We start from the raw sequence: 25,915 nt of genomic DNA, 5'->3' as shown, positions 1-25,915 counted from the left end.
CGATGTTTTCTGGAGGAAGACGTGCAAATCTCTTTGAAGTGCCTCGCAGCAGCTGTCGCTTTTGTCGCAAATTCAGCGTGGGCGGCCTTCCCGGCCGGGTATCCAAGCGACTACCAGGCCATCGTCGACGGGGCGAAAAAGGAAGGCAAGCTGATTGTTTATTCGGTCACGGACACGGCTCTCGTCCGTCCGCTCATCAAGGATTTTGAAAGCCTGTACGGCGTCAAGGTCGAATACAACGATATGAACAGCACCGAGCTGTACAACCGCTACATCAGCGAAAACGCGGCCAGCAGCACGAGCGCCGACGTGCTGTGGAGTTCGGCGATGGACTTGCAGATCAAGCTCGTCAACGACGGTCTGATGGCAACCTACGAATCACCCGAGTCGAAGCAACTGCCGCAATGGGCGCAGTACCAGAAGCAGGCATACGGCACTACGTATGAGCCGCTCGCGATCGTCTACAACAAGCGGCTCGTGCCGGCCGGCGAGGTGCCGCAAACCCGCGCCGATCTGATCAAGCTGCTGCAAACGAAGGCCGATCAATTCAAAGGCAAGGTCACCACCTACGACATCGAAAAGTCCGGCGTCGGATTCAACTATCTGACCCAGGACGCGCGCGTCAACCCGCAAGTCACGTGGGACCTCGTGAAGGCGATGGGCGCCACCGGCCCGAAGCTGCAATCGAGCACCGGCGCGATGATGGAGCGCATCTCTTCAGGCGAGAACCTGATCGGCTACAACATTCTCGGCTCGTACGCGCTCTCCAAAGCGAAGAAAGATCCGTCGATCGGCTACGTCTATCCGAAGGACTACACGCTGGTGATGAGCCGCCTCGTGACGATTTCGAAGAAGGCGCAAAGCCCGAACGCCGCGAGGCTCTGGGTCGACTATCTGCTGTCGCAGCGCGGTCAGACCTTGCTTGCGAATCAGGCAAGCCTGTTCTCGATTCGCGCCGACGTCGACGGTGAAACGTCGATGGTCGGTCTGACCAGGCAACTCGGTGACTCGCTCAAACCGATCCCGATCGGCCCGGGCCTGCTGGTCTATCTCGATCAGTCCAAGCGGCTTGAATTCCTCAAGCAATGGCAACAGTCGATCAAGCGCTAAGCGCCGCCTGACTTGACGGCGTCTGCGCTGAAACGCGCGGATGCCGCACCTTCCTTCATTACCTGTCGATATGCGGCTTCACGCTGCAGGGGGACACTCATGCTTTCCACTAGCGCAACCGGACACCGCGATGCACTACCACGCGCGGCCGACGGCGGCACGATAGGCGCGTTGCCGCGCGGCGGTCTGCAGCCGTTTGCCGGGCTGCTGCGCTGGCTCGTCGTCGCGGTGCTGACCGTCGCGGTGGCGCTGCCGCTCGGCTTCATCCTGTTTCAGAGCGTGCTGGACGCGCCGTTCTTCGACGTCAACCGCACGCTCGGCATCGCCGGCTTCCAGTTCATTTTCAGCGACCTGGACTTCTGGTCCGCGCTGAAGAACTCTTTCATCATCGCGGGCGGGATGCTGTTCATCTCGATCCCGCTCGGCGGCATTCTCGCGTTCCTGATGGTTCGCACCGACCTGCCCGGCCGCCGCTGGCTCGAACCGCTGCTGCTCACTCCCGTGTTCGTCTCGCCGATGGTGCTCGCGTTCGGCTACGTGGTCGCGGCCGGCCCGGTCGGTTTCTATTCGGTCTGGTGGAAGGCACTGTTCGGCGCATCGGAAGCGCCGTGGAGCGTGTATTCGATTCTGGCGATCACCGTGATCGTGGGGCTTACGCATGTGCCGCACGTGTACCTGTATTCGTCGGCGGCGCTGCGCAATCTCGGCTCGGATGTCGAAGAAGCAGCGCGTGTCGCCGGCGCGCGGCCGTTCCGCGTCGCGTTCGACGTCAGCCTGCCGATGACGCTGCCCGCGCTGCTGTTCGCCGGCGTGCTGGTGTTCTTTCTCGGCTTCGAAGTGTTCGGTCTGCCGCTCGTGCTCGGCGATCCCGAAGGGCACCTCGTGCTGGCCACGTATCTGTACAAGCTCACCAACAAGCTCGGCGTGCCGTCGTATCACCTGATGGCCGCCGTCGCGGTGTGCATCGTCGCGATCACGTTCCCGCTCGTGTTGCTGCAACGGCGGTTGCTGAAGAGCGCGAACCGCTTCGTCACCGTCAAAGGCAAAGCGGGACGCCAAACCGTGCTGCCGCTCGGCGCATGGCGCTGGGTCGCACTGGCGATCGTCGCGCTGTGGCTCTCGCTCACGGTGTTCGTGCCGCTGTCCGGCATCGTGCTGCGCGCGTTCGTCACCAACTGGGGCGAAGGCGTGCAACTGATCGACGTGCTGACGCTCGCCAACTTCACTGAACTGTTCGAACAGGACAACCTGGTCCGCGCGATCCTCAACACGCTCGGCATCGGCGTAATCGGCGGCGCGCTGGCAGTGGGCTTCTATTCGCTGGTGGCGTTCGCCGGCCATCGCCGCAACGACTGGGCCACGCGCCTGCTCGACTACCTCGTGCTGCTGCCGCGCGCAGTGCCGGGCCTGCTCGCCGGTCTCGCGTTCCTGTGGATCTTCCTCTTCGTGCCCGGCCTGAAGGAACTGAAGAATTCCATGTGGAGCATCTGGATTGCGTACACCGTCGTGTGGCTCGCGTACGGCATGCGCCTGATTCAAAGCGCGCTATTGCAAGTCGGCCCGGAACTCGAAGAAGCGGGACGCAGCGTCGGCGGCACCCGCGCGCGCGTCAGTCTCGATGTCACGCTGCCACTCGTGCGTTTCGGCCTGCTCGCGGCGTGGCTGTTGATCTTCATGATCTTCGAGCGCGAGTACTCGACCGCTGTCTATCTGCTGTCGCCCGGCACCGAAGTGATCGGCGCGCTGCTGGTGTCGCTGTGGGCGACCGGCGCGGTCGACCAGGTCGCGGCGCTTTCTGTCATCAACATCGCGATGGTCAGCGCCGGACTCGGCGTCGCCCTGCGCTTCGGAGTGAAATTGCATGGATAAGCTCTCGGTCGACAACCTGTTTCTCAGCTACGGCGACAACCCGATCCTGAAGGGCGTGTCGTTCGAACTGAATCCCGGTGAGGTGGTATGCCTGCTCGGCGCGTCGGGCAGCGGCAAGACCACCTTGCTGCGCGCGGTCGCGGGGCTGGAGGAGCCGTCCGCGGGGCGCATCGAACTCGACGGCAAGGTGTTCTTCGACGGCGCGGCCCACGCCGATCTGCCGGTCGAGCAGCGCTCGCTCGGCCTCGTGTTCCAGTCGTATGCGCTGTGGCCGCACCGCACGGTGGCCGATAACGTCGGTTATGGCCTGAAGCTGCGGCGTGTGTCGGGCGCCGGGCAGAAACAGCGCGTGCAGGATGCGCTCGACCAACTCGGCCTCGGCCATCTCGCCACGCGTTATCCGTATCAGCTGTCCGGCGGCCAGCAGCAGCGCGTCGCGATCGCGCGAGCGCTGGTCTACAACCCGCCTGTGATTCTGCTCGACGAGCCGCTGTCGAATCTCGACGCCAAGCTACGCGAAGAAGCCCGCGCCTGGTTGCGCGAGTTGATCGTATCGCTGGGCCTGTCCGCGCTGTGCGTCACGCACGACCAGACCGAAGCGATGGCGATGTCCGACCGCATCCTGCTGTTGCGCAACGGCCGCATCGAACAGGAAGGCACGCCCGCCGAACTGTACGGCGCGCCCCGCTCGCTCTACACGGCCGAATTCATGGGCAGCAATAACCGGATCGACGCACGCGTCGCCGCGGTCGACGGCGAGCGCGTGACGCTGGCCGGCGACGGCTGGCAGTTGCAGGCGCAAGCCCGCGAAGCCCTTGCCACGGGCCAGAACGCACAAGCCGTCATCCGGCTCGAGCGCGTGCAGGTGGCCGACGGCCCGGGCGCGAACCGGCTCGAAGCGGAACTCATCACGTCGATGTATCTCGGCGACCGCTGGGAATACCTGTTCCATTGCGGCGAGCTGCGTTTGCGTGCATTCGGCCAGGTACCGCGCGCGGCAGGCCGCCATTGGATCGAATTCCCCGCCAACGATTGCTGGGCCTTTGCACAGGCCAGCTAGCACCGCATCCCAACCGAAGCAGACTAAACCAACCACAGGAGACTTTGATGAAGTGGAGTATGAAGAAGGCGACCCTCGGCGTAACGTGCGCGGGACTCGCAGGAATTGCCGCAACGGCGCACGCGCAGTCGAGCGTGACCTTGTACGGCATCGTCGACGCGGGCGTCGAATATGTGAATCACGCGAGCAAGGACGGCGGCGCCACGCGGCTGGTGTCGGGCGGCAAGAACACCTCGCGCTGGGGTCTGCGTGGCGTCGAGGATCTCGGCGGCGGGCTGAAGGCGATCTTCCAGCTGGAAAGCGGCATCAACATCGCGAACGGCCAGTTCGACGACAGCACCGGAGCAATCTTCGACCGTCGCGCGACGATCGCCCTGAAAAACCGCTTCGGTCAAATCACGCTCGGCCGCAATTTCACGACCACCTACGACTACATGCTGCCGTTCGACCCGATGGGTTACGCGCCGAACTACTCGTGGGCGACCTCATCCACCGCGACCGGCGGTCGCAAAGACGGCATCTTCTCGCGTTCGTCGAACGCCGTGCGCTACGACGGTCAATTCTCCGGCTTCAAGTTCGGCGCGACGTACGGGTTCGGCAACGTGGCAGGCAGTATGAAGGCCAGCTCGAAGTACGACTTCGGCCTCGGCTATGAAAACGGCCCGTTTGCGGTCGTCGCCACATTCGACCGGCAGAACGGCGCTGCCGACAGCGTGACGCCGGCTGACACCACCAATTTCATTCAAGGCATCCACGCAGGTTTGAGCTACGACTTCGGCGCGGTCAAGGCAATGGCCGGGTATCGCAACTATCGACGCACGTTCCACACCGCCGCTGCGACGTTGCGCAGCGAGATGTACTGGATCGGCGGCCAGTATGACGTGACGCCGTTCATCTCGCTGTTTGGCGCGATCTATCACCAGGACATCAAGGACGGGAGCGATGCCGATCCGACCTTGTTCTCGCTGCGCGGGCAGTACGCGCTGTCGAAGCGCACCGTGCTGTATGTGGCGGGCGGCTATGCGATGGCCAGGCATGACAAACCGGTTAGCCTGTCACGCGACCTGACCGGCGCGGCGGATACGCAAACGGGTGTCACGGCCGGCATCCAGCACCGCTTTTAAAACGACGCGAAGCGCGCAGGCCGGCTTTCATGGTCCCGCGCGCGTCGTCCGCTCGTTTTGAAGCGTGTCGCCGCGCTTGATGGGCGCGGCGATCCAGGCGTGTCAGAAGTTAAAGTTATCGATGTTGCTCGCGTCGAACGTGGTCGGCGGTCCGAGAATGATTTCGCCTTGCGGTCCAATGGTGCGTTTGCCGAGCTTGCCGGCGTCGAACGATTCGCCTTCCTTACCGGCTATCGTGCCCGATGCCAGCGCTGCCGCCGCATAACCCGCCAGATACCCCAGCTGATTCGGATCCCACAACTGGAACGCCTTGACCGTGCCGTTCTTCACGAACGCACGCATCTGGTTGGGCGTCCCCAATCCGGTCACCGCCACTTTGCCCTTGCTCGACGACGACGAGATATAACGCGCCGCGGCCGCAATGCCAACCGTGGTCGGCGCGACGATCGCCTTCAGATTCGGATACGCCTGCAACAAGCCTTGCGTTTCGACGAACGACTTCTGATCGTCGTCGTTACCGTAGGCGATCTTCACGAGCTTCATCTTCGAATACTCGGGTTTTTTCAGCTCCTCCTGCATCCACTTGATCCACGTGTTCTGATTGGTCGCGTTAGGTGTAGCCGACAGCACCGCGAATTCGCCCTCGCCGCCCATCAGCTTGGAAACCAGCTGGATCTGTCCGCGGCCGATCCCTTCGGCATTCGCCTGGTTGACGAACAGTTGCCGCCCTTCAGGCGCCGTGTCCGAATCGAAGGTCACGACCTTGATGCCTTGCGACATCGCTTTCTTCAGATACGGCACGACAGCGTTCGCGTCATTCGCCGCAATCACGATCGCGTCCTGCCGTTGCGTAATCAACGTGTTGATGTATTGCACTTGTGATGACGCGCCCGCATCCGACGGCCCCACTACCTTGCCTGTGCCGTTGAATTCCTTGATCGCGGCCATGCCGCCGTCATCGGCGATCACTTCGTACGGGTTGTTGATCTGCTTCGGCACGAACGCAATCTTCAGGCCGCTTTTGAGGCCGGCGGCGCCCGCCGCGCAACTGATCGCCAGCAGCGCAACGCAGAGCGCGGCTGCGCCGGTGTGACGTAGAGGTTTGAACATGAAGTGTCTCCTGCTTTGGTTGTTGGACGTGATGCTAGTCGGGTTGCCGGTATCGCTGCTGGTATTTCGCTTGTCAGCCGGTTTTACGGGGAAGTTATAAGGAAGACGCAGACTTCGCGATGAAACGCCGGTCGCGCGCTGCACGCCAACGGGCGACCAGATTGGGAATCAGCACCGATGCAAGCAGCAACACGCCGGTGACGATCGTGAGCGTTTCGCTCGATACGTCGTCTAGCGTCAGCGCGTTTTTCAGCACGCCGATAATCAGCAGCGACAACAAGACGCCGATCATCGAGCCGCGTCCGCCGAAAATACTCACGCCGCCGAACAGCACCGCCGCGATCACCGACAACTCGAAACCTTCGCCGTTATCGCCACGCGCACTAGTGAACCGCAGCGTATAGACGACGCCCGCCAACGCACTCATCGCACCGGAGAGCACGAACAGGCGCAGCCTGATCTTAGCTACTTCGATGCCGGAGAAAGCCGCCGCCGTCGGATTCGCGCCGATCGCATAGAGGCTGCGGCCAAACGCCGTGGATTGCAGCAACACGGTAAACAGCACCGCCGCGACGATCACGATCGCAAACGGCAACGGAATAAACGTCGCGCCGACGGTATCCATGCCGAACGCCGTATAAGCCGCCGGAAAATCCGCCACCGCCTGATCGCCGAGCAGCACATACGCGAGGCCGCGAAACAGCGCCAACGTACCGATCGTGACCGCTAGCGAAGGCAGATTGAGCTTCACGATGACCAATCCGTTCAGCAAGCCGGCCAACGCGCCGGCAATCAAAACGAGCCCGATCACCACCGGCATCGGCAAGCCCATATGCCAGAGCACGCCCATCAACGCACTGGACGCGCCCAACACCGACGCCACCGACAGATCGATCTCCGCCGCGACGATAATCAGCGTCATCGGCAACGCCATCAACGCGATCTCGGTCAGATCCGCCAATACGTTGCTGAGATTCGCGCCGGTGAGAAACACCGGCGACAACAAGCGCCCAAGCGCGAGCGACAAAACCAGCACGATCACCAGCAATACTTCCCATTGCAGCGGCGTTTCGCGCTTGCGCGTGAGCAGGGCGGAATCGGGTTTAGCCATGATCGCGTTTCCTCATCATGCGTTTGGCGACGGAGCGGGCCAGCAAGGTATCGACGGTAATCGCGGCAACGATCAGCGTGCCCTCGATCGCCTGCTCCCAGAATGGCGACACGTGCAGCACGACCAGCGCGATGCTGATGACGCCCAGCACGAGCGCGCCGAGCGTCGCACCGAGAATCGTGCCGACGCCGCCCGTAATCGCGACGCTGCCTACCACCGCCGCGGCGACCACCTGCAATTCGATCCCCTTCGCGGTGCTCGCATCGACGGTGCCGAAGCGTGCGAGCCACAGCGCGCCCGCGAATCCGGCTATCGCGCCGGACAGCAGAAAGCCCGACATCACGCGACGCTCGACGTTCACGCCGGCAAGGCGCGCGGCTTCGGGATTCGAGCCGATCGCGTAGTGTTCGCGGCCGCCGCGAAACTGTTTCAGATAGACAGCAAGACCGGTCAGCACGACGATGGCGATCAACGCGAGCGTCGGTATGCCGAGGAAAGCGCCGGTGGCGAGACGGGAATACGCATCAGGCAAGCTGGTCGCGTTGATCTGCCCGCCGTGCACCCACGCGTAGTCCGCGCCGCGAAAGATGTAGAGCGTGGAAAGTGTCGCCACCAGCGACGGCACGCGCCCCACCGCAACCAGCAGCCCGTTGATGCCACCCGCCACCAGACCGATCGCAAGCCCCGCCGCCAGCGCGACGATCACGGGCATATGCGGAAACGCGACATACAGGCTGCCGACTGCGTAGGCGCTGATGCCGACCGTCGATCCCACTGAAAGATCGATATGCCGCATCAGGATCACCACCGTCATGCCCGCCGTCAGCAAGCTGATGATCGACACATTCAGCAGTACGTCGCGCAGGTTTTGCAGATTGAGAAACTGCGGCTTCGCGAGCCCGGTGCCGACGATCAGCAGAATGAGCACGACGAAAAGCGTCGTCTCGCGGCTTTTGGCGAGGTTCGCGAACAAACCGCCGGCGCTTGCGCTCGCGCGCTTCGCAACGGGCGCCCGAAGCGGCGCGGGATGGGTCGACGAATGGCGCATCATGCGGCACCCCCCAATCCCCCAAGGGGACTTCCTTCGGCGCGGGGGACTTCCTTCAGCGCACGCCCCAACGGCGGAATCGGTTGGCCGAGTGCGGCGCCCATGATGCGTTCTTCGTTCGCTTCGGCGCGCGCGATATCCGCACTGATACGTCCCTCGTGCATCACCAGCACGCGATCGGCCATGCCGAGCACTTCGGGCAATTCGCTCGAAATCATCAGCACCGCCATGCCGTCGCGCACCAGTTCGGCGAGCGCGCCATACACCTCGGCCTTGGCGCCGACGTCGATGCCGCGCGTGGGTTCGTCGATGATCAATACTTTCGGCCCGGTCGCCAGCCACTTGCCGAGCACAACCTTTTGCTGATTGCCACCGGACAGCGTGCCGACCGGCGCATGCGGATCGCCGGCTTTGAGGCGCAAGCGCGTGCCCCATTGATTCGCCAGTTGCGTCTCGCTGCGCGTGGAGACGAGGCCATGTTTGACGAGGCGTCCGAGCACCGTCATCGATGCATTGCGCGCGATGCTCAACTCCAGCGCCAGACCTTGCTGCCGGCGATCTTCCGGCACCAGCGCGAGACCGGCGCGCACCGCCGCCGCCGGCCGGCCCGCGGTGAGACGCTTACCGCCGATCCAGATTTCGCCGGCGTCGAGCGGGTCGATGCCGAAGATCGCCCGTGCCACTTCACTGCGCCCCGCGCCCACCAGGCCCGCCAGCGCGACGATTTCGCCGGCGCGGACGTCGAACGAAATGTCTTTGAACACGCCCACTCGGGTGAGGCCGCGCACCGACAGGCGTACTTCGCCGGCCGGACAATCGGCCTTCGGATAAAAGCTTTCCAGATCGCGGCCGACCATCTTCGCGACGATCGCCTCGGTCGTGAGGTCCGCCGTGAGTGCGTCGAACACTTTGACGCCGTCCCGCATGATCGTGACACGTTGCGTCAGCGTGAATACTTCGTCGAGCCGATGCGTGATGAACAGAATCGCCACATCGCGCTCGCGCAGCTTGCGCACGATCGCAAAGAGCCGTTCGACTTCCGGCAGCGACAACGCGGCGGTCGGCTCATCCATGATCAGCACGTTCGCGTTCAACGACAACGCCTTGGCAATTTCGATCACCTGCTGATCGGCAATCGACAATCCGCGCACCAGTTGATCGGCGCGCAAGTCGACACCGAGCGAGGCGAGCAGTCCGTCCACCTCGCGGCGCATCGCGTCGTATTGAATGCGGCCGAACCGATCGACCGGCTGCCGCCCCATGAAAATGTTCTCCGCAATCGACAGATCGAAGAACAGCGTCGGCTCCTGATAGATGACCGCGAGGCCCGCATCGCGCGCTTCAGCCGGCGTTGCGAAGCGGCGTGCCACGCCGTCTATCAGAAGCTCGCCGGTGTCCGGTTGATGCACGCCCGCGAGAATCTTCACTACCGTCGATTTGCCCGCGCCGTTTTCGCCCAGCAGCGCATGCACTTCGCCAGGCCATAGCGCGAGATCGCCGTCGGATAGCGCACGGACCCGGCCGAAAGATTTGCTCGCATGCCGCAGTTCGAGCCTGGGCACAGCGGATGTCGGTTGCTGCACTGCTTGTCTCCTTCTCTTTGTGCCTGGCTTGTGAGGTCTTCTTCAGATGCGATAGATACGTTCCGCGTTTTGCCAGAACAGCGCGTCTTTCTCCGCCGCGCTCGCGCCGCCGACGATCGACGCATACGCATGCCATAAATCCGCATACGAGCCGAACAACCGATCGACCGGAAAGTTCGACGCGAACATCGCGCGTTCCACGCCGAACGTATCGATCGTTTCCAGCACATAAGGCCGCAGACTTTCAACTGTCCACTGATGATCGAACATCGCCAATCCGCTGATTTTCACAGCCACATTCCTGCAACCCGCCAGTAAGCGCATACCGTCCCGCCACGCCCGATAGCCGGCAACGCTATCGCGGTCCACGAACATCCCCGCATGATTGACGATAAAGAGCGTGTCGCCATGCTCCCGCGCCAACGCTGCCGCCTCCTCCATCTGTGACGGATACAGTTGCAAATCGAACGACATGTCGTAACGGCGCAGCAACGCGAAATGCTCGCGCCACTGCGGCTCGCGCATGAAATGTCGGCCGACGTAATCGAACAGCTTGTTGCCGTGCACGTTCAGAATCTGCCGCACGCCGCGCGTATTGGCGAACGCCGCATGCGCTTCGAGCACCTGCGGCGCGTTCGGCGCCGACAGATCCACGGCCGCGACGATCGCGTTCGGCATGCCGCGCGATTCGGCGCGATCCGCAATCGACTGCAGCCAGCGCGTTTCTTCGACCGGATCGGCAGGATCGTGATTCGCTTCGACGTGCACCAGTTTCAGCACCTCGATATCGCCTGCTTCACCGAGCAGATCGGCGAGCAGATAGTCGTGCTTCAACGCGCGCGCGTCACCCACAAACGACACGCCCGGATTTTCCAGCCACGGATAGCAATGCGTTTTCAGATCCCACAGATGGATATGCGAATCGACAACCTGCATGCGACACCCTCCGCCCATTGGGGGCAACAAGTCAGCAACGTCAGCTCAGCGAACTCAGATGAAAGACCAGTTCGAGCGGCTGTTGATGCGGTGTGTGATCGGGGGCCGTGTGCATGATGTCGGCCATGTAGTCCCACCATTTGCGCATCACGTCGAGTTGCGGCAGTTCGTCCATTCCATGATTCGTGTCGCGGGTCAGAATGGCGAAGAGATAGTGCGACTCCTCGTCGAAGAAGATTCGATAGTCGCGCACACCGGCGTTGTGCAATGCATCAACCAGCTCGGGCCAGATCTGCGCGTGACGTCGTTCGTATTCCTCGCGCATGCCGGGGTTGAGCACCATCCGGAAAGCGATTGTTTCCATTGCGGCCTGTCTCCCGTCGTCTTCGGGCGCTTTCCTGGCGAAGCGTATAAGCGTCTGAAGCGACTATAATTCCTGCGTCGATAGCATCTCAATCCGTTGTTGGGATTGGGCGATCCAGAAACCGAATCGCACCGGAACCATGAGCCAACACTCAGCTGCCGTCGCCCTCGTCAACCGGCTCAAGTTCAAGCACCTCGCGCTGCTCGTCGCGCTCGACGACGCGCGCAATCTCCATCAAGCCGCCGAGGCGGTCAACGTCGCACAACCCAGCGCGAGCCGCATGCTCGGCGATATCGAAGATGCGTTCGGCTTCCTGCTGTTCGAGCGCAACGCGCGCGGCATGACGCCTACCCCGCTCGGCGTCGTCACGCTCGCTTACGCGCGGCGCGCGCTGGCCGAGTTGACCCGCTTCGCCGAAGACCTCGAGGTAAAACGCCGCGGCGGACACGGCCAGTTGACCGTGGGCGCGATCATGGGCGCCGCCCCCGATCTGCTGGCGATGGCGGTCGCCGCGCTCAAAACCGAAAGCCCACTGCTGAACGTGCGCATTCTCGGCGAAACCAGCGATCAGGTCGTGCAATTGCTGCATCGCCGCGAAGTCGATCTGGCGCTCGGGCGCCTGACCAGTCCGTTGCAGCACAATGACTTCAGCTTCGAGCCGCTCGCGCGCGAGACCTTGCTGCTGGTCGTGCGTTCGGTGCATCCGCTGGCGCAGCGCGCTTCCATCACTTTGCGGGAATTGATCGACTGGCCGTGGGTCGCGCAACCTGTCACCAGCCCGGCACGTGTACTGTTCGAAGAGGAACTCGCGCGCGCGGGACTCGCCACGCCTGTCAACCTGACCGAATGCGCATCGATCTTCGCGACCCTGCAATTGCTTGAAAACTACGATGCGGTGGCGATGCTGCCGGAGTCGGTCGTGCGCGATCATGTGCGCGGCAAGCTGCTGGTTGCGCTGCCGCTCGAAATCGGCAAGAGCCTCGCCGGCTTCGGCATTCTTACGCGCAAGGAAGAAGCGCTCGCCGAACCGGCGCTGCGTTTCATCGACCTGTTGCGTGGTTTTTCGCGCGAACTCGCACGCGACGAACCCGCTGCCCCTGCAACGGGTTCCACGATCGCACCTGCTTCGGTCAATTGAAATAGGCATCGCGCGTTACTGCAAATTGACGAACAGACCGCCATCCACCAGCAACGCGGCGCCGGTCACATAGCGCGCGCGATCGGATGCGAGAAACACCACACAATCGGCGACGTCTTCCGGACGGCCCAATCTGCCGAGCGGAATGCGTTTTTCGAAGTACGCTTTCTTTGCTTCGTCGGCGAGATCTTCTGCGTTCAGATCGGTTGCGATCGTGCCCGGCATCACCGAATTGCAGCGAATGCCGTACGGCCCCAACGCGACCGCGCACGATTGCATCAATGAATGCACGCCCGCTTTGGTCGGCGTGTAGTGAGTCTGCATGCCGCCGCCCACCAATGCGCTGATCGAACTCGTCGCGACGATCGCCCCGCCCGTGCCTTGCGCTTTCATTTGCCGCGCAGCCGCTTGCGTGACATAAAACGCGCCGTTCAGATTGACCGCCACCGTCGACTCCAATACCTCGGGCGGCATGTCGAGAAAGGCATGAAACGGACAGATGCCGGCGTTGCTGGCGAGCACGTCGACTTTGCCGAATGCTTCGACGGTACGGCGCACGAGTTGCTGACCGGTCTCGCGCGCGGCGACGTTGCCTTCGATTGCGATCACGCGCCGCCCCAATGCCTCGATTTCGCCGACCACTTCTTCGATGGCGGAACGACGCCCGTACGATGCGTCGTTATCGCCCCAGTAGTTGATCGCTACATCCGCGCCTTCGGCTGCGCACGCAACGGCTATCGCGCGGCCGATGCCGCGGGAGCCGCCGGTGACGATCACGACCTTGTCCTTGAGCAGCACGTCATTCTCCTTTGCTGGATCGATACTGAGTCTTATTGCTCATTGAGCGGCCGGAGCGCTCATTGACCGCTTGTTGACCGTTCAACGCGTTTTCAACGCGGATAAGGCCGCACCAGTGCGCATTCCGGATTCAGCCGCACGCCGAAGCCCGGCGTATCCGGCACCTTCATCCGCCCATTCACCGGCACGGGTTCATCGAGCAACAGCGGCGTGAACATCGGCACCACCTGATCCGCTTTCGGCGCCATCATCAGAAACTCGGCGAACGGCGAGTTGTGCCGCGTGACGACGAAGTGATAGCTATACACCGATGAACCGTGCGGCACCACCATCACATTGTGCGCGTCCGCGAGCGCGGAAATCTTGATCAGCTCCGTCATGCCGCCACACCAGCCGACATCCGGCTGAATCAGATCGCAGCACTGCATCTCCAGCAGCATGCGAAAACCCCAACGCGTCGCTTCATGTTCGCCGGTCGATACCATCATGCCGCGCGGCACGTTGCGGCGCAGTTCGGCGTAACCCCAGTAATCGTCCGGCGGCAGGCATTCTTCGATCCATTTCAGGCCGTATTCGTGTGCGGCCTGGGCGAGCCGCGTTGCATACGGCACGTCGAGGCTCATCCAGCAATCGAACATCAGCCAGAAATCGTCGCCGACACGGCTGCGCATCTCCGCCAGCGTGTCCAGATTCTGCTTGAGCCCCGCATCGCCTTCAGCAGGACCGTGCTGCAACGGCAATTTGCCGCCGATGAAACCCATTTCCTTCGCGAGATCCGGACGCGCGCCGGTTGCGTAGAACACGAGTTCGTCGCGCACCGGCCCGCCCAATAGTTGGTACACCGGTTCCTTGCGAACCTTGGCGAGCAGATCCCACAAGGCCAGATCGACACCGGAAATCGTATTCAGCACCACACCCTTGCGGCCGTAATACAGCGTCGAGAAGTACATCTGATCCCACATCTTCTCGATGTCGGTGACGAGCTGGCCTTCGAGAAAACGCGCCAGATGTTTCTCGACGATGAACGCGCCGATCTCGCCGCCCGTCGTCACCGCGAAGCCGACGGTGCCGTCGCTCGCTTCGATCTCCACCACCAGCGTGCCGAGCACATTGATCCCGAACGACTGGCGGCTCTGCCGATACTCCGGGTAACGCGCCATTGGCGTCGAAATATGATCGTCGATCCAGTGTCCGTCGGGTTGGTCGTGATAGTCGGCACCGCCGCCGCGGACGATGAAGGCACGCACGTGCCGGATAGTGGGCATGGCCATGAACAGGGCTCCGTTGTTGGTGCGTCGGGCGCGCAGCCGGAAACGCGCCTGGCGGGCGCGATGCACTCAATTTCAGTACGTTCAGTACGTCGCGCGTCCGCCGGACAGATCGAACACCGAGCCGGTGCTGAACGCGCAGTCTTCCGACGCCAGCCAGAGAATCAGCGACGCCGCTTCTTCGGGCAGCAGGAAACGGTTCATAGGGATCTTCGAGAGCATGTAGTCGATATGCTGCTGCGACATCGAATCGAAGATCTCGGTTTTGGCCGCAGCGGGCGTGACTGCATTGACGAGAATGTTCTTCGTTGCGAGTTCTTTGCCAAGAGATTTGGTCAGGCCGATCAGCCCGGCTTTGGACGCGCTGTAGTGCGACGCGTTCGGGTTGCCCTCTTTGCCGGCCACCGACGCGATATTGACGATCCGGCCATAGCCTTGCCTGAGCATTTGCGGCACGACCGCGCGACAGGTGAGATACGGGCCGATCAGATTCACATCGATCACACGGCGCCAGATGTCGGGGTCCAGCTCCCATGTCGCGCCGTTACCGCCAGTGATGCCCGCGCTGTTGATCAGCACGTCGATCGCACCATGGGCGGCGACGGTTTGTGCCACCGCCTGAGCGACCGCCGCTTCCTGAGTGAGTTCGACCGCGACGGCGGACACTTTGCCCAGTTCGCTCAATTCGCGCTCGCTGCGCGCCAGCCGCTCCGCGTCGATGTCCCACAACGCGACCGAGGCGCCCGAGTTCAATGCCCGTTGCGCCACCGCGTAGCCGATGCCGCGCGCGCCGCCGGTAACGACGACGACGCGCCCCTCCAGATCGATTCGATTCATCGCTGTGCTCCTGTGACACGCGTGAACGGCGTGCCTTTCAGTTGTTGTATTTCTGCTGGCTCTGCTTTCTGTTCAGCAAATATACGAGCGGTGCGATGCACGAACAATCCGAGTATTGCAGGGGGTGATAACAAAAGCGGATCGGGAATGGTTTTCGCAGCTCAGGGCGCAGCGACTCAAGCCTGCTGCCGACTCAGCTTCGCGCGCTCGAGCAACTCGAACACAATCATGCCGCCGAGCATCGCGGCCACAAAACCCCACGCCTTCGGAAAGCCAGCGCCCAGTGCGACCAGCGCGGGCCCCGGGCAAAATCCTGCAAGCCCCCAGCCGACGCCGAACACCGCGCTTCCCAGCACAAGTCTCAACGTCACGTCGGTGCTGGCCGGAATCTGCATGGGCAGACCTAGCAGGGATCTTTTTCGGCGTTTTGCAAACAGGAACGCGACAGAACCGATGACTATCGCGCCGGCCATGACGAATGCGAGAGACGGGTCCCATCGTCCCGCGATGTCGAGAAATCCCAGCACCTTTGCCGGATTGGCCATGCCGGACACCATCAGGCCGACGCCAACCAGGAGCCCGGAAAGTAACGCGGTGAGCAAACCCATCTCAGCCTCCCAGCAGATGTCTGGACACGAATACGGTCAGAAAACCGCTTGCCATGAATGTTGCCGTCGCGACAAGCGAACGGATGGAGCCACGCGAGATGCCGCAGACACCATGGCCGCTTGTGCAACCGCTCGCGTAACGCGTGCCGATGCCTACCAGAAAGCCTGCTATGAGTATTTCGCTCCATCCGGACTGGATATCGGGCGCTATCGGCTTACCCAGCAAGCCTGCCAGCACAGGTGCCCCGACAAGTCCTGCAAGAAAAGCGACACGCCATCCCGCATCGTTCTGTGGCGTGCCTAGCAGGCCACCGAGAATGCCGCTAATGCCAGCGATACGTCCGTTGAAGAAAACAAGCACGGCAGCCGCGGCGCCAATCACCAGGCCGCCAGTCAGTGACAAGCCCGGCGTGAAACTCGCAATATCAATCGACATGGCCTCTCCTCATCTTCATTGGGCGCAAAACTGGTCGTACAGCACGGTCATGACCGCAATCGCTTCCTTGCTCGCAATGGAATAAAAGATACTTTTCCCTTCACGGCGCGTCTCGACGAGTTCGTTATCACGAAGTACGCCGAGTTGCTGGGAGAGCGTGGGCTGACGTATGCCCAACTGTTCTTCCAGGTCGCTCACGCACAATTCGCCCTTGGATAATTGGCACATCAGAAGCAACCGGTCAGGATTTGCCAGCACCTTCAGTAGCGCACAGGCTTTCTCTGCCGATGCCTGCATCGCCGAAAGGTCGATTCGGGCGGACTTCTTCCTCATTTCATCATCCTATAATTTATACGTATATATTATATTACATAGTAAATTGTTTGTGAATAAAATGAGTAACATCTGAGGAGGTCAGGATGCAGCCTATCGTTCACCGTTCTTCGACCCTGTCACCTGAAGATGACCCACGCCACAAAATTGTCATACTTCAGAACGACCATCGTCGGACACACCCTTACCGAGGGCGGAGCGATCGATGTGACGGGAACCCGTTACCACGCTCTGTGGAGAATAGGAGCCGTAATGGAACCGTACCCGCTGCGCCGAAATCAGGTGTGCAGGACGCACGTGTCATCCACGCTCCAGAAAATGGAAGAGACACGGTGAAGCAGCGAGCGACTGTTATCTGTCAGCTTGGTACGCGCATTCTGCTGGTCAGCCGGGAAGGCTCCCGCTGGTCACTGCCTGGCGGCAAGCCCATGGTCGGCGAAGACCTGCAGGAGGCCGCGGTGCGCGAGTTGATGGAGGAAACCCGCCTTGATGCGGTGAGCGTGCGATACATGTTCGGCTTTACCGGTACGCGCACGTGTCACCACGTGTTTGCCGCGCAGATTGCACAAGGACAGCGCCCTGTGCCCAGCAACGAGATTACGCGTTGCTGCTGGGTCAAAGTCACGGACGTCGCGAATTTCGCAACGAGCGTCTCGACGAAGGGGATTGTCGACGTACTGGCCATCGCCCCCAGCAGCGCATCGAGAGAGACCAGCCGCCACAAGCGGGCGACAGCCTTTGTTAGTAATCTTCGCGCGGTGTTCCAGGATGCGATTTATGGCGGGTAGTCCACGCCCGGGAGTGCCACGCCGGCGCCCCGCCTTCGCGACGCTCCGGTCGCACAAAACGCCTCGTCGCCACAAGATGGTTCGTTGACGACTGACGCACGCATCGGCGCAGTCACCGCGTATCCAGGCAACGCCGCGAAAACGCTGACTCGCCGCACTATCTGCCAGAACACCTTTTCAAATGAGCGCTCGCGCTCGAGCAACGTCATGCCCTCGGCCAATGGATCTGCAAAATTCCATCTGGAAAATGGAGGCGCGCCGGGAAACGTTGGCGCATGATATTCGTCGACGCTGTCGTCCAGCGCAATGACCAGGTCCATCGATGGTGCCCATTCAGCCGTAAATTCGAGCCAGCTTTTCGGACTGAGCGGGCGCAGGTCGGAAATGCACGCGCGTAGTTGAGCGATCGTCAGGGGGTGGGCGCGTGCGGCCGGCTCTTTACCGGCACTAAACGCTTCGAATCGGTGGCCGGCTAGCTCGCGCAGCAAAGCCTCGGCGATAATGCTGCGCGCTGAGTTCTCCCGGCAGAGAAACAGCACGTTATATTTCCTCGTCAATCTCGTTCCCCGACTATGTATTTTGCTTATGTGCGGGATTTTGCCAAGCGAGTCTTGCAGGTCCGTGACAGTACAATGACCCGAAGAGTGTCGGCGCCAGCCGTCAGGCTGGTCGACCGGCTATAGCGGTACCTGAGGCGCCTGTGAATCACGCAAAGTCAACTTAAACCCTTTTCGACTATTCGCGAGATGTCCGAAAACACTGCCAAGCCTGCGCGTTCGCCGGAGGCCATCGACAAGGACTTTGCGGATCTGATGGCGTCGAAGCTGCCCGACACCGTCGCCCGTGACAAATTCGAACGGCTCTGGGACGAAACCAACGCCATTGCAGCGCAAACGGTTCTAACACCTCAGGGGCAGCAATACCTTGCGCTGTTAAAGCGCATGCATCAAACGTTCGAAAGCCGATATCCAGAGAGCGGGCCAATCAACGGCTTCGGAAATCCTCACCGCTAAAATTCCGCGCAGGCCCTATCCAGCCGGCTGCATCCGCGGAACGCGCTGGCTTGGTGCCCCACGTGCACCGCTTGCCGCGGCGACGTAACCGCAGTAACCGCGGGAACCGGCTGGGAAAAGACCGATAGGCCACCTGGTGGACAAGCTGCATTGCACCGACGCCCATCGCAGGTTTACGTTTTTGCGGGACGCCCCGTCTTGACTTGCTCAACGGAAGACACCGCTGCGAGCAGTCGCTTCGGCGCCGCGGATTCGAGCAGAAGTAGTCCGGCACGCAGGATTTCGCTCTTCTTCACCGACATGCCCTCGGCCAGACACTTCTGTTTCAATGCCGCAATTTTGTCGTAGTCCGACTTCGGCATGGTGAAGCTGTCTCGCACAACCTTCTCTTTCTTCACGCGTTTGGCTTTCGCTTCCACAGCTGTTTTGGCTGGCGTAGCATCGACTGGCGCCGCCTCGACCAGCGCAGCGTCGACTGGCGTAGCTTTCACTTTGCCAGCCGGTTGCTTCTTTGATGCCTTCTTGGGGGTCGTACTTCTTTTTTTGCTGGCTACGGTTGTCGCCGGCACTGCAACCTCGGCCGCAGCCTCCGGTGCCTCGACAGCGCCCTTGGGAAAATGAAAGGTCTTCTTTGACGGCTTTTTGACAGTCGGTTCGGTCATCAGAAATCTCCTGGTGTATAAACGATACAAACAGTATATACCGTTTATCGACTCGGAAACTCAGACACGAATCAGCGTTCGTTTATCCCCCTACTCCGAAGGCGCCAGGCAAGCGAGCGCCTCCGCCTCGACGCCTTTTTCGCGCCCCGCAAAACTGGCGAGTACGGCGAGCCCCAGCAGCGCCCGCTCACTACCGAGGGCAAGGAACGCACGCAAAGGAATTGCGCAACCACCACGATCGTGACGAGTATGCCGGTTGCCATGAACGAAGCGCGCCACGACGCAAAGCTGGCGATGAAAGCCCCTGGCGGCACGCCGGCAACCGCCACGACAGCCTGCCACGAACGTAGAGACGACGAGCGGCCAACCTCCGGCGAGACATTGCTCGCCGGCAGATTAATTTCCATCAACACAGTATTGTTTGCGAGTAACTCAACAACGAGTGGGATGGGATGGATTCACCGGACTAAACGAATCCGGAGCAATAGCCACAATAAAAAAGCAGGCGATAATCGCCCGCTTGCGACAATGGTTTTAAACGTCACCCAGTGAAAAACCTAAGCCGTCCAGACCATAACATCGTATTAAATCGCTCGCTGACGAGCCCAAAAAATTGGACGCGATCGCATGGGTATTCGAATTTGCCGCGATGCCGCCAACGTGTCACCGACCAAAATAGACCTTGCATCGCACTCCGGCGGAGCACGGCCGGTCTTGCCGGCTTCCAGTCTCCGACCGGCCGCTGGCCACGCCACCATAGGCTGCGTCCTGTCTGGTTTCTCCGAGCGGTATGTCGGTACTGGATTGCGCTGTTTCGTTTGCGTTATGCAGCATCTGTGCGCGGCCCTGTTGGCTGTCTTGCGCGACGGCCGTCGGCGCCAGCAACAGAACCACGCTCGCCAAAGCCACCACTAAACGTAATTTCATGTCCAGACTCCTCGAATGCGGCGCAGCAGCGTTGGCCCGATCGGAAAAATTTTCATATTCCGAGGTCCAACCCGCGAAAAAATGCCATGTAGCCAAAATCGAGCTGACGGACGAATGCCCTGATACAGGAGCTGCTGCGGCGAGTCACAGAACTAAATGAATATATATATATATAGTTGCCAAGCCTTCGACTGATGTCGACCGCGACCTCGCGTTTTTGCCGGAATCAGTATTCACACGGCTGGGAGTGCAGATTGTTTGCCCTGCTATTTCTTTATAGGTCGGGTGCTCAGGAATTCAACTGGCGATATGGGCACGCCGGCTGAAACCAGCGCAACACGGTGCGCGGTGGCCGTACAGTGCGCTATCATATCGACATAACGCAGAAAATTGGCCCGCGCGCGGTGCCGTCGAGTTGACGGAACTTGCATATGAAACCGGGCGTTCGCAACCAGTGCGTTGTCAGCACCGTCTTTTCCATTGCGGCCGTGACGCTCATCCAACCGAAAGTAAAACCTATGCCCGCAGGCCGACCCCATTACATGGGCTCGCTGTCTTCGTGGCCCCTTGCAATCTGCATTTGACAGAAAACCGCACGATTTAGAAGGACGAATATCTTATGGACGAAAGGAAGCGAGATAGCATGATTGCGTATCTCCGCCGCCGCATGGAAGAGTTTGGTATCAAGCCGGAAGACCTGGCGTCGGTGCTAGCGTCTGAACAATCCGGGCGAGCTGAAGGAAAAAATGCGGAGCGCTATCGGAGCGCCAAGGGAGATACCTGGGACGGCCAAGGGGAAATGCCCCAATGGCTTAAACAGGCAATCAGTGCAGGCCAATCAATCGACCACTTCGAATTGTCGGCCAAGCCTGCGGCCACCCCGCCGGCAAAACAGCGCGTGGATTGGCAAAACGACCCGTTTGCGGGTAGCCCGCTCGCGCGGCCAACCAGCCGATCCTGATTAGCCGCTCGCGCGCCCTTTCACGGTTCAGGCCGATGCTCGCGGAGGCTGTACTTCAACCGTGACATGCGAAAGCCCCTTGAAGCGCTCGAGCACGGCATGGTAGAAGCGGGAATCCCGCTGCGGCTCACCGGTAGCAACCGAGACTACGGCGCTCATGTGACCCGGCCCGACTCGCCACACATGCAAGTCGACAACCTTGTCGCCACGGTCCTCGATAGCGTGACGAACGTTGTCCGCCATACACCCGTCGGGATTCATGTCGAGCAGGATTGCGCCAGTGTCTCGCATCAGGCCGTACGACCAGTTTGCAATCACCAGCGCGCCGATGACACCAGCAAGCGGGTCCATCCAGAGCCAGCCAGATGCGCGTGCCAGTACGAGGCCGATGATAGCCAGCACGGAGACCGCCGCATCCGCCATCACATGGATGTACGCGGACCTGATGTTGTGGTCCCGGGTCGCTGCATCATGAGCGTCGTGGCCGTGCTCATGCTCCTCGAATTCGATTTCGTGCTCGCCGTCCGGCATCCGCACGATGGCTTTGAAGGCGTGCGGCTCAGGAATGTCTTCCGTCGATTCCAGATAGCCCCCACGATCCGCCAGCGCGAATACCTGTTGCGCGCCATCGGGCCGCACCGTAGTCACGGACACTGCCGATGCGTCCAGCCGTGAACCCTCCGTCGCCGGCGTGATCCGGAAAACGGGCGGCACGCCATCCTCGAAGATGGAAACGGCAAACACACCGGACGGCGCAAAAATCTTCTGCACCTCGTCTTCGTGAACATGCTCGCCGTGACCATGACCATGACCATGTCCGTGTCCGTGATGATGCCCATGGCTGTGTCCGTGGTCGCCGCCGCTCAGCAGCCACACGCTTGCCAGGTTAACCAGCAGGCCGACCACAGCGATGGGAATCGCCTCGCCGAAGTGAATGGGTACCGGCGACAGGAAACGCGAGACCGCCTCGTAGCCAATCAGCAGCGCAATCATTGCGAGCACGATGGCACTCGTAAATCCCGCGAGGTCACCGAGCTTGCCGGTACCGAACACAAAGCGGGAATCGGTGGCATGCCGGCGTGCATACGTGTAAGCGAGCGCGGCAATCAGCATGGCGCCTGCGTGCGTCGACATATGAAGACCGTCGGCCACGAGCGCAAGTGAGCCGAACATACTCCCGGTGACGATTTCGATCAGCATCATCGCGCTGCACAGCGCGATCACCGCCCGCGTTTTGCGCTCGTTCCTTTCGTGACCTGCACCCAGAAAGATGTGGTCATGTCCCGCGCCGAATGCGGCGTTCCTGAAATCACTCATTTTCGGCCCTGCTCATTTGAAATTTCGGCCCTGCTCATTTGAAATAGCTGTGCACAACCTGGATGATCTGCTCGGTCGCACTGCCACCTGACTCTTCGTCGGTTTCCGCGTCGACAAGGTGGTTTCTGATGTGGTCCTCCAGCACGACGGCAAGCAGACCGTTCATTGCGCCTCGGCAACTCGTAATGCGTTGCAGAACGTCCGCGCAGCCGTGCTCTTCCTCGAGCGCCCGCTCAATGGCTTCGACCTGCCCCTTGATGCGGCGGACGCGGTTGAGGAGCTTCTGCTTATCCTGAATCGTGTGACCCATACAATCCTCCGTCTATACCCGGGGGGAGTATAGATCTTTCGGAGAAAATTGATAGGGGGGAGGGGTATACGGATTCGCGCTACGAACGCGCTTCAGACGCTTTGCTGGAAGGGAAATGAGGCTATCGCTTCGGCGGCCTCTCTTCAGACGGAAGCCTCGCTTTCGTGTCGGTCGGAGAGGATCCGATTGGCGGCGTCCGCACCGTCGTCAGGCGCCGAAGGCGAAGTGTCGAAGTGGACCGACGCCGCCGAATGGGGAGACAGGGCCTTCACCCCATTCTCAATGCCAGGCACTGCAACGTATGGAATGAACGCCGCCAAAGCAACTACGACGATGAAAGTAACCATGGCCGTCAGCCTCTCGGAATCGACAAGGTGAAGCCTGGCGAAGCAGGTTTCTCGCTGGGAACTAAAGTCCACCGCAAAGAAATGAGCCGCAGGTGTGCTTTGATTCTAGAAGCGGATTCGCCGGCGCTAAAGGCCGCTACCTCTATGAATTCGGTCTACGTCCATCGTCTACCGGACAAATACACCGGGCGCGCTCGCGTACCGCGGCGTGCGCGATTCTCATATCGATGAGTTCGTGCCGGATTTGACGCGAACGTGATCCGCCAGAAATTTCAGCCGCGGGTCAAAGCCGCAGGCCGTTCAGAAACTGATACCAGAGCCCACCTAGCGCACCGAGCGGGTGAGCGTCGTGTGGACCTTCTTCGCGCCTCGCGTGGTTGACGTGGCTGCCGGATTCGTCTTTTGCTGCCGCCGCCTCGGCTTTGGCAGGGGCCACAGAAGTCTCGGGAGCCTCGGTGGCAAACTCGGTCTTATCATCCCTTTCGGCGTTTTCCGCTTGTTCCGCCTCGCGCCGCGCCGCCTGCAATGCCGCCACGCTATCGGCGATCTGCGCCGCCCGCCGCGCCTCGCACCGGCGTCCGAGCAGCACGCCGAACAGAACGTCGCGATTGTGGCCTTCGTCGGCGAAACGCATGGCCAGCGAAACCATTTCCGCGTATGCGGCTTCGTCTGCCGCCCGCGCCGCCGCCTCGCGCTCGGCTTGCGCCTGCTGCTGACGTGCGTGCCGCGCTTCCCAGCCGCGCATCTGCTCGGCATAGACCGCGTCGTATACCTTGCGCTGCGCGGCGTCGGACAGGATTGCGTACGCGTCCTTGATTTCCTGGAAGGTGGCGCGCGCTACGGCTTCGGCGTCGGCATTGCGGTCGGGATGCCACTTCATCGCGGCCTTCCGGTAGGCGCGCTTGATTTCGTCGCTGGTGGCGTGCACGTGCACGCCGAGCGTGTCATATAGGGTTGCCATCGCTTGCTCGACCTCGGCGGGAATCGCATCGCGGACCATCGTAGCATGCGAAAAACTGCTTTATTGTGAAGCGCGAGTGCTTGCGCAAATGAAAGGCCGGAAAAAAAGGCCCCGCCACTGGTGTAGCGAGGCCGAATCCCATGTCAAGGAGATGTCATGGAGGAGACGATTCGATCATAGCCTCGCGTCATCGCGCCCCCAAACAATCGTTCGCCATATGCTTATCCGGCGCGGCCTGAGCCGCATTGCACGGCGCGCGGCATCCGGCTCGAGCCCGCCCGGGCGCCTGCCGCGGTGCGCGCCGGCCGCGCGATAACCCCGCGCGGTTATATCGTTAGAACAAAAAGTCGCTTCGCGGGGCTGGCGAGCGTCATTAAGATGACACTTCAAAGTCCGGTTCGTCCCGGTTCGTCTCTCGCGCAACCCCGCGCCAGCGTACCGCCAGCCGCTACCGAAGGAGCATTTCGTTGACCAGTTTCGATCATCGCCGCCGGCCCCTCGTCATCGGCATCGGCGGCACGACACGCGCCGCGTCGTCGACCGAGCGCGCGCTCGGCTTTGCGTTGCGCGGCGCGGAAGCCGCCGGCGCGAATACCCGTCTGTTCGGCGGCACCTTCCTGCATAGCCTGCCCCACTACGCCCCGGAAAACCCGCAACGCACCGGCGAACAACTCGAACTGATCGAAGCCGTGCGCCACGCGGACGCGCTGATCATCGCCACGCCCGGCTATCACGGCGGGGTGTCGGGTCTCGTCAAGAATGCGCTCGACACGCTCGAAGAACTGCGCGCCGACGAGCGTCCGTACCTGGATGGCCGCGCGGTCGGCTGTATCGTCACGGCTTATGGCTGGCAGGCCGCGGGCTCGGTGCTGACTTCGCTGCGCTCGATCGTGCACGCATTGCGCGGCTGGCCGACGCCGTTCGGCGCCGGGATCAATACGCTGGAAACCCGCTTCGATACCGTCGATACGTGCTCGGATGCCAAGGTGGTCGACCAGCTCGCGACGGTCGGGCAGCAAGCCGCGCAATTCGCGCTGGCGTTCAATGCCCATCGCACACCGGCGGCCGAGGCGCTCGCCAACACGCTCAAAGAAGCACAACCTGCGCGGATGCTGCACGCGGTTTAATGCCTTTTGCGTACTACGTCGTGGTCCGAAAGCGGTCCACGACGCTTCCTGCATTGCAACGGCTGAAGGCTGTCCACGAGCTGTCCGCGACGATTCATGTGACGTTGAACTCGCACGCTCACGCATTCACGCCCTACCGGCAGCGCGTCCCTTTCCCACGACCCCGTCGAAGCCCAGGCCCGGCACTCGCGCGAAGCCGCCACGTCTTTGCGCAAACCGTGCGGCACAGAACAGACTGCCCGAAAACAGCGTCGGATAGTGTGTGTGAAAACAGCGACTTTGGTCCGGTCCGACCGCCTGAAGACGGTTCCAGGACCTCGCTGATTTGCTTACGACGAAAGATTGGTTCACCCACTGCGCGGCGCGGCCTACGCTTCACCCTGCCTGCTTACTCAACGGCCGCCTGACGCACGGGGTTGCGCCTCGAACGCCGGCCTCCCTGGCAACGCACGCGGGCACACTCACCGCCACGACCATGAACACACATATCCGCTACAAGGGCTACGAAGTCGCACCGGCCGCGCGACGCCTACCCAATGGCCTGTTCGCCGCCAACCTGACCATCGAGAAAACCACCGCGAGCCAGGCCGCCAACCAGGGCCAGGCTTATTCGTTCGACGCACTCGATTACTTCTTCGACGAAGAACACGCGCTCGCCTATGCGTTCCGCTGGGGACGCATGTGGATCGACAGCCGCAAGTAACGCCGTAGACCGCCAGGCAGGCCGGCGCAGCCTGCGGGCCTCCACGTCGGGATTTAAATGGTTGTG

General features: G+C 61.5%; 28 protein-coding genes and 1 pseudogene. 11 read left to right on the top strand and 18 right to left on the bottom strand.

All coding sequences use genetic code 11. The features are described 5' to 3' along the window. The first annotated feature begins 21 nt into the window (after positions 1-21). From SB772_RS21230 to SB772_RS21215, 4 genes are all read left to right on the top strand, one after another. On the top strand, positions 22-1,110 hold the full coding sequence (locus SB772_RS21230; RefSeq protein WP_410835176.1) for an ABC transporter substrate-binding protein: 1,089 nt from the start codon (positions 22-24) through the stop codon (positions 1,108-1,110). 99 nt (positions 1,111-1,209) lie between these two features. Continuing rightward, positions 1,210-2,979 (top strand): ABC transporter permease, encoded by a 1,770-nt coding sequence (locus SB772_RS21225; RefSeq protein WP_410835175.1) that lies wholly within the window; start codon positions 1,210-1,212, stop codon positions 2,977-2,979. Then, entirely contained in the window at positions 2,972-4,039 is a 1,068-nt protein-coding gene (locus tag SB772_RS21220) for an ABC transporter ATP-binding protein (RefSeq protein WP_410835174.1), read from the top strand. Before SB772_RS21225 ends, SB772_RS21220 begins: the two co-directional genes overlap by 8 nt. A 47-nt stretch (positions 4,040-4,086) precedes the next feature. Next, complete coding sequence (locus SB772_RS21215) at positions 4,087-5,163, top strand: porin (RefSeq protein ID WP_410835173.1); 1,077 nt, start codon at positions 4,087-4,089, stop codon at positions 5,161-5,163. A gap of 102 nt (positions 5,164-5,265) precedes the next feature. On the opposite strand, the gene rhaS is transcribed toward SB772_RS21215, so the two are convergent. The 6 genes from rhaS to SB772_RS21185 all read right to left on the bottom strand — a co-directional run bounded on the left by rhaS (position 5,266) and on the right by SB772_RS21185 (position 11,315). Continuing rightward, positions 5,266-6,273 (bottom strand): rhamnose ABC transporter substrate-binding protein, encoded by a 1,008-nt coding sequence (gene rhaS / locus SB772_RS21210; protein WP_410835172.1) that lies wholly within the window; start codon positions 6,271-6,273, stop codon positions 5,266-5,268. Between the two features lie 94 nt (positions 6,274-6,367). Then, entirely contained in the window at positions 6,368-7,384 is a 1,017-nt protein-coding gene (locus tag SB772_RS21205) for an ABC transporter permease (protein WP_410835171.1), read from the bottom strand. Next, positions 7,377-8,435 (bottom strand): ABC transporter permease, encoded by a 1,059-nt coding sequence (locus tag SB772_RS21200; RefSeq protein WP_410835170.1) that lies wholly within the window; start codon positions 8,433-8,435, stop codon positions 7,377-7,379. Before SB772_RS21200 ends, SB772_RS21205 begins: the two co-directional genes overlap by 8 nt. Further along, positions 8,432-10,015 carry a sugar ABC transporter ATP-binding protein gene (locus tag SB772_RS21195; protein WP_410835169.1) on the bottom strand — a complete coding sequence of 528 codons (1,584 nt, stop codon included), beginning with the start codon at positions 10,013-10,015 and terminating at the stop codon, positions 8,432-8,434. The genes SB772_RS21200 and SB772_RS21195 overlap by 4 nt, the downstream gene beginning before the upstream one ends. A gap of 42 nt (positions 10,016-10,057) precedes the next feature. Then, a complete protein-coding gene (locus tag SB772_RS21190; RefSeq protein ID WP_410835168.1) occupies positions 10,058-10,951 on the bottom strand; it encodes an amidohydrolase family protein in 894 nt (297 codons plus the stop codon). A gap of 40 nt (positions 10,952-10,991) precedes the next feature. Then, positions 10,992-11,315: an L-rhamnose mutarotase gene (locus SB772_RS21185; RefSeq protein WP_410835167.1), complete on the bottom strand. Its 324-nt coding sequence runs from the start codon at positions 11,313-11,315 to the stop codon at positions 10,992-10,994. 139 nt (positions 11,316-11,454) lie between these two features. Between SB772_RS21185 and SB772_RS21180 the strand changes: the two genes are divergently transcribed. Next, positions 11,455-12,453 carry a LysR family transcriptional regulator gene (locus tag SB772_RS21180; RefSeq protein WP_410835166.1) on the top strand — a complete coding sequence of 333 codons (999 nt, stop codon included), beginning with the start codon at positions 11,455-11,457 and terminating at the stop codon, positions 12,451-12,453. A 15-nt stretch (positions 12,454-12,468) separates the two neighbouring features. Here SB772_RS21180 and SB772_RS21175 read toward each other — a convergent pair whose 3' ends face one another. From SB772_RS21175 to SB772_RS21150, 6 genes are all read right to left on the bottom strand, one after another. After that, entirely contained in the window at positions 12,469-13,251 is a 783-nt protein-coding gene (locus SB772_RS21175) for an SDR family NAD(P)-dependent oxidoreductase (RefSeq protein ID WP_410835165.1), read from the bottom strand. Between the two features lie 92 nt (positions 13,252-13,343). After that, entirely contained in the window at positions 13,344-14,522 is a 1,179-nt protein-coding gene (rhmD, locus tag SB772_RS21170) for an L-rhamnonate dehydratase (protein WP_410835164.1), read from the bottom strand. A gap of 81 nt (positions 14,523-14,603) precedes the next feature. Next, positions 14,604-15,356 carry an SDR family NAD(P)-dependent oxidoreductase gene (locus SB772_RS21165; protein WP_410835163.1) on the bottom strand — a complete coding sequence of 251 codons (753 nt, stop codon included), beginning with the start codon at positions 15,354-15,356 and terminating at the stop codon, positions 14,604-14,606. Between the two features lie 176 nt (positions 15,357-15,532). Continuing rightward, the gene (locus SB772_RS21160; RefSeq protein ID WP_410835162.1) at positions 15,533-15,964 is read right to left on the bottom strand and encodes a DUF6691 family protein; all 432 of its coding nucleotides are present in this window, start codon (positions 15,962-15,964) and stop codon (positions 15,533-15,535) included. A gap of 1 nt (position 15,965) precedes the next feature. Further along, on the bottom strand, positions 15,966-16,400 hold the full coding sequence (locus tag SB772_RS21155) for a YeeE/YedE family protein (RefSeq protein WP_410835161.1): 435 nt from the start codon (positions 16,398-16,400) through the stop codon (positions 15,966-15,968). Positions 16,401-16,415: 15 nt separating this feature from the next. Beyond that, the gene (locus SB772_RS21150; RefSeq protein WP_410835160.1) at positions 16,416-16,733 is read right to left on the bottom strand and encodes a metalloregulator ArsR/SmtB family transcription factor; all 318 of its coding nucleotides are present in this window, start codon (positions 16,731-16,733) and stop codon (positions 16,416-16,418) included. Between the two features lie 332 nt (positions 16,734-17,065). Here SB772_RS21150 and SB772_RS21145 point away from each other — a divergent pair, with 332 nt between their 5' ends. Continuing rightward, complete coding sequence (locus SB772_RS21145; RefSeq protein WP_410835159.1) at positions 17,066-17,521, top strand: NUDIX hydrolase; 456 nt, start codon at positions 17,066-17,068, stop codon at positions 17,519-17,521. Here SB772_RS21145 and SB772_RS21140 read toward each other — a convergent pair. Further along, positions 17,509-18,078: an arsenate reductase ArsC gene (locus SB772_RS21140; RefSeq protein ID WP_410835158.1), complete on the bottom strand. Its 570-nt coding sequence runs from the start codon at positions 18,076-18,078 to the stop codon at positions 17,509-17,511. The genes SB772_RS21145 and SB772_RS21140 overlap by 13 nt on opposite strands. Positions 18,079-18,267: 189 nt before the next feature. Here SB772_RS21140 and SB772_RS21135 point away from each other — a divergent pair, with 189 nt between their 5' ends. Beyond that, complete coding sequence (locus SB772_RS21135) at positions 18,268-18,534, top strand: hypothetical protein (protein WP_410835157.1); 267 nt, start codon at positions 18,268-18,270, stop codon at positions 18,532-18,534. A 173-nt stretch (positions 18,535-18,707) separates the two neighbouring features. Here SB772_RS21135 and SB772_RS21130 read toward each other — a convergent pair whose 3' ends face one another. Further along, a complete protein-coding gene (locus SB772_RS21130) occupies positions 18,708-19,196 on the bottom strand; it encodes a hypothetical protein (protein WP_410835156.1) in 489 nt (162 codons plus the stop codon). A gap of 194 nt (positions 19,197-19,390) precedes the next feature. Then, positions 19,391-19,519 (bottom strand): annotated as a pseudogene (locus SB772_RS21125) (MFS transporter); the annotation flags it as partial. On the opposite strand from SB772_RS21125, the gene SB772_RS21120 reads away from it, so the two are divergent. Together SB772_RS21120 and SB772_RS21115 are read left to right on the top strand one after the other, a co-directional pair. Then, entirely contained in the window at positions 19,458-19,748 is a 291-nt protein-coding gene (locus SB772_RS21120) for a hypothetical protein (RefSeq protein WP_410835356.1), read from the top strand. The pseudogene SB772_RS21125 and the gene SB772_RS21120 overlap by 62 nt on opposite strands. Before the next feature lie 994 nt (positions 19,749-20,742). Next, complete coding sequence (locus SB772_RS21115; protein ID WP_410835155.1) at positions 20,743-21,084, top strand: H-NS family nucleoid-associated regulatory protein; 342 nt, start codon at positions 20,743-20,745, stop codon at positions 21,082-21,084. Positions 21,085-21,111: 27 nt separating this feature from the next. Here SB772_RS21115 and dmeF read toward each other — a convergent pair whose 3' ends face one another. The 3 genes from dmeF to SB772_RS21100 all read right to left on the bottom strand — a co-directional run bounded on the left by dmeF (position 21,112) and on the right by SB772_RS21100 (position 24,019). Further along, the gene (gene dmeF, locus SB772_RS21110) at positions 21,112-22,401 is read right to left on the bottom strand and encodes a CDF family Co(II)/Ni(II) efflux transporter DmeF (protein WP_410835154.1); all 1,290 of its coding nucleotides are present in this window, start codon (positions 22,399-22,401) and stop codon (positions 21,112-21,114) included. A 34-nt stretch (positions 22,402-22,435) separates the two neighbouring features. Further along, positions 22,436-22,711 carry a metal/formaldehyde-sensitive transcriptional repressor gene (locus tag SB772_RS21105; protein ID WP_410835153.1) on the bottom strand — a complete coding sequence of 92 codons (276 nt, stop codon included), beginning with the start codon at positions 22,709-22,711 and terminating at the stop codon, positions 22,436-22,438. Between the two features lie 630 nt (positions 22,712-23,341). After that, complete coding sequence (locus SB772_RS21100; protein ID WP_410835152.1) at positions 23,342-24,019, bottom strand: J domain-containing protein; 678 nt, start codon at positions 24,017-24,019, stop codon at positions 23,342-23,344. Positions 24,020-24,486: 467 nt separating this feature from the next. On the opposite strand from SB772_RS21100, the gene SB772_RS21095 reads away from it, so the two are divergent. Beyond that, positions 24,487-25,146 carry an NADPH-dependent FMN reductase gene (locus SB772_RS21095; RefSeq protein WP_410835151.1) on the top strand — a complete coding sequence of 220 codons (660 nt, stop codon included), beginning with the start codon at positions 24,487-24,489 and terminating at the stop codon, positions 25,144-25,146. Positions 25,147-25,621: 475 nt separating this feature from the next. After that, positions 25,622-25,849 (top strand): transcriptional regulator, encoded by a 228-nt coding sequence (locus SB772_RS21090; RefSeq protein WP_410835150.1) that lies wholly within the window; start codon positions 25,622-25,624, stop codon positions 25,847-25,849. The last annotated feature ends 66 nt before the right edge of the window (positions 25,850-25,915 follow it).

This window comes from Paraburkholderia sp. SIMBA_030 (assembly GCF_046535245.1).
Lineage (GTDB): Bacteria > Pseudomonadota > Gammaproteobacteria > Burkholderiales > Burkholderiaceae > Paraburkholderia.
This window is presented reverse-complemented; position numbering and strand designations above follow the sequence as displayed.